The sequence below is a fragment of the uncultured Azonexus sp. genome, from assembly GCF_937982035.1.
Classification (GTDB): Bacteria; Pseudomonadota; Gammaproteobacteria; order Burkholderiales; family Rhodocyclaceae; genus Azonexus.
The window spans coordinates 111,636-121,265 of record NZ_CALJNI010000006.1 but is presented as its reverse complement, the minus strand read 5'-3'; the positions used below and the strand labels follow the sequence as shown (position 1 = coordinate 121,265).

Sequence of the window (9,630 nt, the reverse complement as noted above, 5' to 3'; positions counted from 1 at the left end):
CGGGCCGGCGAGCACGGCAAGGGCTTTGCCGTGGTGGCGGCGGAAGTGCGCAAGCTGGCCGAGCGTTCGCAGGTGGCGGCGCAGGAAATCGGCGAACTGGCCGGTTCCAGCGTCAAGATGGCCGAACGGGCAGGCAGCCTGCTGCAGGAAATGGTGCCGAGCATCCAGAAGACCTCGGACCTGGTCCAGGAAATCGCTTCGGCCTCGCAGGAACAGTCGGTCGGCGTCGCCCAGATCAACAACGCCATGGGGCAGCTGAACAAGGCGACGCAACAGAATGCTTCGGCATCCGAGGAGCTGGCCGCGACGGCCGAGGAACTGGGCGGTCAGGCCGGCCAGTTGCAGGAGTTGATGAGTTTCTTCTCGGTGGCGCAGGGGCGTTCGCCTTCGCCTGCCAGAAATCTGGCGGCGAGTCGGCCTGTCGCCGCAACGCCGGGCACGCGGCGCGCTGTCGCGGTGCTCGACGAGGCCGATTTCGAAAAATTCTAAATCAGGGTACCGGTGACGGTACCCAATACAAACATAACAATAGCGCGGAGAGACAACATGGCCTTTCAGATCAGCCGATTGCATTCATTGAAGACCCAGCTGTTCACGGTCTTCTGGGCATTGACCGCGGCGCTGCTGTATTACGCCATTTCCTCGATCCTCAGCGACTGGCAGCAGTTGAAGTCGCTCGACGACGTGGCCGATGCGCAGAAGATCGCCATCACCAGCGGCAGTCTGGCCCACGAACTGCAGAAGGAGCGCGGGCTGTCGGCCGGTTTCCTTTCCTCGCGCGGCGAGCGTTTCCGCGATACCTTGACCAGTCAGCGCCAGTTGAGCGATCAGGTGTTCAAGGAATTCGAGACCCTGCAGTCCGAAATCGATGTCGCCCGCCTGGGCGACAGTGTCCGCGGCAAGCTCGACGCCAGCCTGAAGGCCATGCAGCAGATGGCCGAGACGCGGCGGGCGATCGACGGTCTGCAGATGCAGCCGCCGGCATCGTTTGCCTATTACTCGAACACCATCGACCAGTTGCTCGACATGGTTACCGAGAGCGGCAAGATCAGCGACCAGGACATCACCAGCAAGGCCCTGACCGCACTCGACCTGTTCCTGCGCGCCAAGGAAAATGCCGGGCGCGAGCGGGCCACGGTCAATGGCATCCTGACCGCCAACGCGCCGGTCGCCCTGCCCCAGTTCCGGACCCTGGCCAGCGTGGTGGCGGCCCAGGGTGCCTACGTCAAGCAATTCCTCTCGGTGGCCGACCCGGCCCGTGTCGATGAACTTTCCGGCCTGCTGGCCGGGCCGGTTAACGGCGAGGTCGAACAGATCCGGCAGCGGGTTTTCGACAAGGTCAACGAAGGCGGTTTCGAGGTCGAGCCGGCCCACTGGTTCAAGGTGATCAGCGACAAGATCGACGCCATGAAGGTGATCGAGGACCATCTGGTCGGCGACCTGAGCGCCAAGGTCGAGCAGCTGCGTGCCGCGGCACGCTGGTCGCTGGGCATGGGGGTCGCGGTCGTCCTGGTCGGTGTGTTGTTCAACATCCTCTTCCTCTGGGTGATGATCCGTCTGGTGCGTGGTCTGGGTTCGGCGCAAGGCAGTGTCAGCCGTCTGGCGGCCGGCGATTTCTCGCGTCAGATCGAGGTCGACCGCAAGGACGAACTCGGTGCCGTTCAGGCGTCGCTGGCGGAAATCCAGCAGGTGCTGATCAGCATGGACCACGACGCCCAGGCCCTGGTTGCTGCCGCCCTGCAGGGCGATCTGTCGGTACGTGCCGATGCCTCGCGGCATCCGGGCGAGTACGCCAGCATCATCGCCGGCATCAACCAGACCCTGGATGCGGTCATCGGGCCGCTCAACGTCGCCGCCAACTACGTCGACCGGATTTCCAAGGGCGACATTCCGCCGCCGATCACCGACGCCTATCACGGCGATTTCAACGTCATCAAGAACAACCTGAACACCTGCGTCGAGGCAGTCAACAAGCTGGTCGCCGACGCTGCCATGCTGAGTACGGCAGCGATCGAGGGCAAGCTGTCGACGCGCGCCGACGCCAGCCGTCATGCCGGCGACTTCAAGCGCATCGTTGAAGGCGTGAACCGCACGCTCGACGCCGTGATCGGGCCGCTCAACGTCGCTGCCAGCTACGTGGACCGGATTGCCCGCGGCGACATTCCGCCGCGCATCACCGAGACCTACAACGGCGATTTCAACACGCTGAAGAACAACCTGAACACCTGTATCGCCGCGGTCAACAAGCTGGTCGAGGATGCCAACATGCTGTCGGCCGCCGCGGTCGCCGGCAAGCTGGCGACGCGTGCCGACGCCGGCCTGCATCAGGGCGACTTCCGCAGGATCGTCGAAGGCGTCAATGCCACCCTGGATGCCGTCGTGACGCCGATCCAGGATGTCCAGCGGGTGCTGGCGGCGATGGAGCGGGGCGACATGAGCCCGCGCATCACCGAGGCTTACCAGGGCGATTTCGCCACCCTGCAGGCGGCCCTGAACAACACGCTGGACAAGCTTTCCGACACCATTGCCCAGATCATCGTCGCTGCCGACGCCTTGTCCAATGCCGCTGGCCAGGTCTCGGCAACGGCCCAGTCGCTGAGCCAGGCATCGTCCGAGCAGGCGGCTTCGGTCGAGGAAACGACGGCCTCGCTGGAGCAGATGACCGCGTCGGTCACGCAGAACACCGACAATGCCAAGGTCACCGACGGTATCGCCACGCGTGCGGCGAGCGAAGCCGGCGAGGGTGGCGCGGCGGTCAACCGGACCGTCGAGGCGATGAAATCGATTGCCGGCAAGATCGGCATCATCGACGACATTGCCTACCAGACCAACCTGCTGGCGCTGAATGCGGCCATCGAGGCGGCACGCGCCGGCGAGCACGGCAAGGGCTTTGCCGTGGTGGCGGCGGAAGTGCGCAAGCTGGCCGAACGCAGCCAGGTGGCGGCCCAGGAAATCGGTCAATTGGCCGGTTCGTCGGTCAAGATGGCCGAAAGCGCCGGCCAGCTGCTCGAAGCCATGGTCCCGAACATCCAGAAGACCTCGGATCTGGTCCAGGAAATTGCCTCGGCCAGCCAGGAGCAATCGTCGGGCGTGGCCCAGATCAACCAGGCCATGGGCCAACTGAACAAGGCCACCCAGCAGAATGCCTCGGCCTCGGAAGAACTCGCCGCCACGGCCGAGGAACTGGGCGGGCAGGCCGGGCAACTGCAAGAATTGATGGACTTCTTCACCGTCGAGCAAGGGCGCGGACAAGGACGTCGATGACCGATTACAGCAGTCTGAGCACCCGGGACATCGAGCGTCTCTCCCGCAGCATCCGCCCGGGGGAGTGGGCGGTCGAGCGCGAACGCCCGATTTCCACGCTGCTCGGCTCCTGCGTGGCGGTCTGCCTGTTCGACCCGATGCTGCCGATTGCCGGTATGAATCACTTCATGCTGCCGCAAATGAAGCGCGGCACGCACGCCGACGAGGACGTGCTGCTGGCCGGCGACGCCTGCATGGAAGCCCTGCTCAACGGCATGCTGCAGCGCGGTGCGGCCAAGCACCGCATGCAGGCCAAGGCCTTTGGCGGCGGTGCAGTGATCGACACCACGGTTCAGGGGGCGCCGGCGGTGGGCAAACGCAACGCCGATTTCGCCCATGAATGGCTGGACCGCGAAGGTATTCCGCTGGTGGCTTCCGACTTCCTCGGTCCGTGGTCGCGCAAGATCCTGCTGGTTCCCGCCACCGGCGACGCTTATTGCAAGCGGGTCACCTCCAGCCTGGTCAGCCAGGAATCCCTGCGTCGCGAGGAACAGGCCTACGCCGAATCCCTGCTCAACAAGCCGGCACAGCCTGCCGGCAAGAAAATCGAGTTGTTCTGATGAGCGAATCCGCTATCACCGATCAGGAATTCGGGCTGTTCCAGCGCCTGATCTACAAGCTTGCCGGCATCAGCCTGTCCGACGCCAAGAAGGTGCTGCTCGTCGGTCGTCTGCAGAAACGCCTGCGTTACCACCAGCTCGACAACTTCAGCCAGTATTACCGCATGCTGGCCACCGGCGAACATCCGGAAGAGTTGCAGACGATGGTCGATCTGCTGACCACCAACGAAACCTATTTCTTCCGCGAACCCAAGCATTTCGATTTCCTGCGCGACGAAATCCTCGCCAACCGGCGCAGCCCGTCGACCTTCCGGGTATGGAGCGCAGCCAGTTCGACCGGCGAGGAGGCCTATACGCTGGCCATGCTGCTGGCCGAGAACCTGAAGGATGCGCCCTGGGAAATCGTCGGCTCGGACATCAGCACGCAGGTGCTGGAGAAGGCCAGGCGCGGACATTATCCGATCGAGCGCAACGAGGGCATTCCGCCGGCACTGCTCGGCAAGTACTGCCTCAAGGGCGTGCGCAGCCAGGCCGGCACCTTCCTGATCTCGCCGGCGCTGCGCAGCCGCTGCACTTTTCACCACATCAACCTGACCCAGGAAATCACCGCCGACATCGGTCGTTTCGACGTGATCTTCCTGCGCAACGTGATGATCTATTTCGACATCGAAACCAAGCGCAAGGTGGTGGGTAATCTTCTGCCCCGCCTGCAGCCGGGCGGGTATTTCATCATTGGTCATTCGGAAACGCTGAACGGCATTTCCTGCGGACTGACCCAGGTTCGTCCGACCATTTACCAAAAAGACTGACGGACATGGCAGGAAACATCAAGGTAATGATCGTTGACGACTCGGCGCTGGTGCGCCAGGTCATTTCTCAGGCACTTTCGCGGGAGCCGGGCATCGAGGTGGTTGCCACCGCCTCCGACCCGGTGTTCGCCGTGGACAAGCTGCGGGCCTGCTGGCCGGATGTGCTGATCGTCGATATCGAGATGCCGCGCATGGATGGCATCTCCTTCCTGCGCAAGATCATGACCGAGCGGCCGACGCCGGTGATCATCTGCTCGTCGCTGGCCGAGAGCGGCGCCCAGGCGACCTTCGATGCCATGGCGGCCGGCGCGGTGACCATCATCACCAAGCCCAAGGCCGGTCTCAAGGCCTTTCTGGAGGATGCTTCCAACGACATCGTTCAGGCGGTGCGTACCGCCGCCAAGGCCAACCTGCGCGCGCTGCCGCGCAGCGGCACGGCGGCGCCACTGAATCGCCCGAAACTGACCGCTGACGCCGTCCTGCCTTCCGGCACGCCGACGGCCATGGCGCGCACCACCGACCAGTTGATCGCCATCGGCACCTCGACCGGCGGTACCCAGGCCCTGGAGGCCATCCTGACACGCCTGCCGGCGACCTGCCTGGGCATCGTCATCGTCCAGCACATGCCCGAGAAATTCACCGCCATGTTCGCCGAACGCCTGAACAGCATCTGCGAGATCGAAGTGCGCGAAGCGCGCGACGGCGACCGGGTCATGCCCGGACGGGCGCTGATTGCCCCCGGCGGCCGGCACATGATGCTCAAGCGCAGCGGTGCGCAATACCTGGTCGAGGTGGTCGACGGGCCGCTGGTCAATCGCCACAAGCCGTCGGTCGATGTGCTGTTCCGCTCGGTCGCCAAGTTTGCCGGCGCCAACGCGCTGGGCATCATCCTGACCGGCATGGGCGACGACGGTGCCCGCGGACTCAAGGAAATGCACGACGCCGGCGCCAGTACCATCGCCCAGGACGAAGCCAGTTGCGTGGTCTTCGGCATGCCCCGCGAGGCCATCAAGCTGGGCGCGGCCGATCAGGTGATGCCGCTGGACAGCGTGCCGGAAGCGATGATGGGCTACACCCGGGCCAACCGCTAGGCGCCCTGGCGTTTCTGCCACATGCTCCAGCTGAACACCAGCAGGCCCAGCCAGATCAGCGCGAAGCTGAGCAGTTTTCCGGTCTGCAGGGGTTCGCCGAAAATGTAGATGGCGGTCAGGAACTGCATGGTCGGGTTGATGTACATCAGCATGCCGACGGTGGCCAGGTTCAGGCGCTGGGTGGCGGCGGCGAAGGCGATCAGCGGCAGGGCGGTGAGGATGCCGGCGCCGATCAGCCAGAGCGTGGTCGAGGGCGTATCCAGAACGAACACCGTATGCCCGCTGTTGGCCTGCCAGATCGCGTAGGCGAAACACAGCGGCAGCATGACCAGGGTTTCCAGCCACAGGCCGGGCTGGGCATCGACCGGCACCTGCTTGCGCACCAGGCCGTAAGTGCCGAAGGTGCCGGCCAGGAACAGCGATACCCAGGGCAGACCGCCGAGGGTGACGATTTCATTGACCAGACCGGCGACGGCCAGGCCGATGGCCAGCCATTCCTTGCCGTTGAGCCGTTCCTTGAGCACCAGCAGGCCGAGCAGCACGTTGACGATGGGCGTCAGGAAATAACCCAGGCTCGACTCGACCACTTGCTGGTTGCCGACCGCCCACAGGAAAACCAGCCAGTTGCTGCCGACCAGCAGTGCCGCCAGGCTGAGCATGGCGATCTGGCGCGGCTTGCCGAAAATCTGCCGGACCTTGTGCCATTGGCGGCTGAGCATCAGCAGCAGGGCGACGAAGACGCAGGCCCACAAGGCGCGGTTGGCGAGGATGTCCATCGGCGCGACATGATTGAGCTGATGGAAGTACAGCGGGAAAAATCCCCAGATGCCATAGGCGAGCAGGCCGAAACCGACGCCGGCCAGTGCGTTCTTCTGCATGGTCAGGCTTTTCCGCGCAGGACGTCGAGGGCCGCCGAGCGATAGTCGCGGCGATACAGCACGACGCACACCAGCAGGGCAGCCAGCGCCAGGATCAGCGGATGGAACAGCCAGCCGGCAGCGGCCAGGCCGAAATAATAGGCCCGGATGCCGCGGTTGAAATCGTCGCCGGCCAGGTTGTTGGCGCCGGCGACCTGCTGGGCGTAGGCGTCGATGGCCGGGTCGCCGGTTGCCCCGGTGGGCGCGGCGCCGACGAGGATGGACAGCAGGTTGAACTGGCGCAGCGACCAGGTGAACTTGAAGTAGGCGAAAACGAAACTGCCGAGTACCAGGATCAGCTTCATCTCCAGCAATTCGCGGCTGCCCGGCCCGGCGAAAGGCAGGTCGGCCGCCACGCCGAGCAGCGTGTCGGCGGCACCGAGGGCGGCGAACAGGCCGGCGATGATGTAGATGGTGGTGTTGGCGTAGAACGAGACGCTGTTCATCAGGTTGCCGATCAGCGTCGAGTCGGTCACCCGGACATCGCGTTCGAGCATGCGGTAAGCCCATTCCAGCCGGTAGCGCTGGCTGGTCCGGATCAGACCGCCGGCACCGCGCGCACTGTGTTCGGAAAACCAGGCGTAGCCGGCCCAGCTGGCAAAGAAGACGGCCAGGGCGAGCCAGTCGATGGCGGAGAGATGGGGAAAGGCGTGCATCGCTGGAGTTTGCCACAGTGCCCGGCGGCTGGGCTAGCGGGATTTCCCGGCGGTGTTGCCGCGCAAGGCCCGCACCTCGAAGCGGGTGCTGTCGATCAGCGCGCCGCGCGCATCGTGCAGGCTCAGGCGATGGCGGCCCGGTTGCGGCAGCCAGCGGTCGCCGGCGCCGGCCGGCAGTCGCTGATCGTTGATACGCCAGTACCCGCCCCGCGGCATGGTACCGGACAGGCGCAGCGGGATGCGCTGGTTGGCCGGTGGAATGTCCGGGTCGAGGGCGATCACCGTGCCGTCGGCCGGGTAGACGATGCGGGTCAGCGCCTGGCCGGCGGCGGCGCGGATGACCGGCTGTTCGGTGCCCTGGATGAACCACTCGCGACGGGGCGGTTCGAGCGCCGGTTCGAAGCGGACGGGCAGGCCGACGACACCGGCGGGGGCGGCCGGCGGCGGAGTTTTCGCACCGCGCTGCAGGCGGTCCATGACCTCGCGCCAGACCGGCGCCGCGCCGGAAATGCCGGAAACGTCATGCATCGGACTGCCCGAGGCATTGCCGACCCAGACGCCGACCGTGTAGCGGGGCGAGAAGCCGACGCACCAGTTGTCGCGCATGTCCTTGCTGGTGCCGGTCTTGACCGCCGCCCAGTAGGGCGTCGCCAGCCAGGATTCGAGGCCGAAGGTGCCAGCGCGGGCGGCGCGGTCGGCGAGGATGTCGCTGACCAGGAATGCCACCGCCGGGGTGCCGACGGTATGCGGCTTGCCGTCGAAAACGCCCTCGCAGCCGCCCTGGCGGCAGGGCGCCGTCGCCGGCTCGCGGGCCGGCAGGGCGCGCAGCGGTGTCCATTTGCCGGCGTTGGCCAGGGTCCGGTAGGCGTTGGCCAGCATCAGCAGCGAAACGTCGGCCGAGCCGAGCGCCAGGCTGTAGCCGTACCACTCGCCATCCTCCTTCAGGCTGGCGAAGCCGAAGCTGCGCAGGCGCCGGTGAAAGGCGTCGGCGCCGACGCGGACCAGCGTCTGCACCGCCGGCACGTTCAGCGATCCGGCCAGCGCCGGTCGGGCCGACACCCAGCCGCGGTAGCCGGGATCGTAGTTCTGCGGCGTGTACAGGCCGTTGCCGGTGTCCAGGCTCAGCGGCGCATCGTCGATCAGCGAGGCCGGGGTGAGCAGGCGCCGTTCGAAAGCCTGGGCGTAGAGAAAAGGCTTCAGCGTCGATCCGGCCTGGCGCAGCGCCGTCGCGCCATCGACTTCGGCGGCGCCGGACAGGTCGCCGCTGGAGCCGACCCAGGCCAGGATCTCGCCGCTGGCGTTGTCGATGACGATGACCGCACCGTCCTCGGCGTTCTGCCGGCTCAATGCAGACAGGTGGCGGCGCAGGCTGTCGACGGCAAAGGCCTGGAGGTCGGCGTCGAGGCTGCTGCGCCGGTCGCGGCCGGGTTCGGCGAGCAGCTTGCGGGCGAGATGGGGCGCCAGTTGCGGCGCTTCCGGGCGTAAATCGCGCAGGTTGTTATTGAGCGCCTGGAAGGCGAAGGCCTCCAGGCCGCGGCATTCGTCGGCCCGCTGCAATTCGGTGAGCAGCGCGCAGGCGCGACGGGCGACGGCTTCCGGCGTGGCGTTGGGGGCGCGCAGCAGGACGGCGGCGATTGCCGATTCGCGGTCGTCGAGGCCGTGCGGCCATTTGCCGAACAAGGCCCGGCTCATCGCCGCGACGCCCTGCAGTTCTCCGCGAAAACTGACGAGGTTGAGGTAGGCCTCGACGATGCGGCCTTTACTCCAGCTCCGCTCCAGACGCAGGGCGGCGGCCGACTGGCCGATCTTGGCGAGAAAGCTGCGTTGACCGCGTCTTTGCCCGTCCTCCTCGATCAGCCCGGCCAGCTGCATGGTCAGCGTGCTGGCGCCACGCGTGCGACTGCCGCGCAGGTTGCTCCAGGCGGCGCTGCCGGCGGCCAGCCAGTCGACGCCGCCGTGTTCCATGAAACGCTTGTCCTCGGCGGCGATCACCGCTCGCAGCAGGGCCGGCGAGATGTCGGCGAGCGGCGTCCACGCCAGTCGGCGCACCTGCATGTCGACGCGCAGGCTGTGCAGCGGCCGGCCGTCGCGGGCGAGCAGCGTCGCTTCCGACGGCCGGTAGGCGGCGCGCACCTCGTCGAAGCCGGGCAGGGCAAGTGCCGGGAACGGGAGCAGCAGTGCCGCGATCAGGGTGAAAAGAAGGCGGTTCAGCGTGGTTTCCTGAGGGGTTCTGCGAGCTTGCGCCGGACCGTTGCCCGGGCAATGGAGAAGGCCTATTTTAGCCGTGGGCATGG

Annotated in this window: 8 protein-coding genes; 5 read left to right on the top strand and 3 right to left on the bottom strand. The window is 66.1% G+C overall.

Features of this window, described 5'->3' with window-relative positions:
- The 5 genes from Q0799_RS05930 to Q0799_RS05910 form a co-directional block, all read left to right on the top strand.
- Positions 1 to 489: methyl-accepting chemotaxis protein (locus Q0799_RS05930; RefSeq protein WP_298395672.1), on the top strand; the 489-nt coding region annotated here is incomplete at its 5' end.
- A gap of 57 nt (positions 490 to 546) precedes the next feature.
- Complete coding sequence (locus tag Q0799_RS05925) at positions 547 to 3,264, top strand: nitrate- and nitrite sensing domain-containing protein (protein ID WP_298395669.1); 2,718 nt, start codon at positions 547 to 549, stop codon at positions 3,262 to 3,264.
- Complete coding sequence (locus Q0799_RS05920; RefSeq protein ID WP_298395666.1) at positions 3,261 to 3,863, top strand: chemotaxis protein CheD; 603 nt, start codon at positions 3,261 to 3,263, stop codon at positions 3,861 to 3,863. Before Q0799_RS05925 ends, Q0799_RS05920 begins: the two co-directional genes overlap by 4 nt.
- Positions 3,863 to 4,672 (top strand): protein-glutamate O-methyltransferase CheR, encoded by an 810-nt coding sequence (locus Q0799_RS05915; RefSeq protein WP_298395662.1) that lies wholly within the window; start codon positions 3,863 to 3,865, stop codon positions 4,670 to 4,672. Before Q0799_RS05920 ends, Q0799_RS05915 begins: the two co-directional genes overlap by 1 nt.
- A gap of 5 nt (positions 4,673 to 4,677) precedes the next feature.
- A complete protein-coding gene (locus tag Q0799_RS05910; RefSeq protein WP_298395659.1) occupies positions 4,678 to 5,763 on the top strand; it encodes a chemotaxis response regulator protein-glutamate methylesterase in 1,086 nt (361 codons plus the stop codon).
- On the opposite strand, the gene rarD is transcribed toward Q0799_RS05910, so the two are convergent.
- Genes rarD through pbpC form a run of 3 tightly spaced genes read right to left on the bottom strand, consistent with a single transcriptional unit; the run spans position 5,760 to position 9,628 of the window.
- Complete coding sequence (gene rarD / locus Q0799_RS05905; protein WP_298395656.1) at positions 5,760 to 6,641, bottom strand: EamA family transporter RarD; 882 nt, start codon at positions 6,639 to 6,641, stop codon at positions 5,760 to 5,762. The two genes, Q0799_RS05910 and rarD, sit on opposite strands and share 4 nt — an antisense overlap.
- A gap of 2 nt (positions 6,642 to 6,643) precedes the next feature.
- Positions 6,644 to 7,336, bottom strand: a complete 693-nt coding sequence (locus Q0799_RS05900) for a DUF599 domain-containing protein (RefSeq protein WP_298395653.1) — start codon at positions 7,334 to 7,336, stop codon at positions 6,644 to 6,646.
- Between the two features lie 33 nt (positions 7,337 to 7,369).
- Complete coding sequence (gene pbpC / locus Q0799_RS05895; protein ID WP_298395650.1) at positions 7,370 to 9,628, bottom strand: penicillin-binding protein 1C; 2,259 nt, start codon at positions 9,626 to 9,628, stop codon at positions 7,370 to 7,372.
- Between the last annotated feature and the right edge of the window lie 2 nt (positions 9,629 to 9,630).

Excerpts from the sequence above, each read along its gene's own strand:
- Q0799_RS05925 (WP_298395669.1), top strand. The coding sequence starts at position 547 with ATGGCCTTTCAGATCAGCCGATTGCATTCATTGAAGACCCAGCTGTTC.
- Q0799_RS05920 (WP_298395666.1), top strand. The coding sequence starts at position 3,261 with ATGACCGATTACAGCAGTCTGAGCACCCGGGACATCGAGCGTCTCTCC.
- Q0799_RS05915 (WP_298395662.1), top strand. The coding sequence starts at position 3,863 with ATGAGCGAATCCGCTATCACCGATCAGGAATTCGGGCTGTTCCAGCGC.
- Q0799_RS05910 (WP_298395659.1), top strand. The coding sequence starts at position 4,678 with ATGGCAGGAAACATCAAGGTAATGATCGTTGACGACTCGGCGCTGGTG.
- rarD (WP_298395656.1), bottom strand. The coding sequence starts at position 6,641 with ATGCAGAAGAACGCACTGGCCGGCGTCGGTTTCGGCCTGCTCGCCTAT.
- Q0799_RS05900 (WP_298395653.1), bottom strand. The coding sequence starts at position 7,336 with ATGCACGCCTTTCCCCATCTCTCCGCCATCGACTGGCTCGCCCTGGCC.
- pbpC (WP_298395650.1), bottom strand. The coding sequence starts at position 9,628 with ATGCCCACGGCTAAAATAGGCCTTCTCCATTGCCCGGGCAACGGTCCG.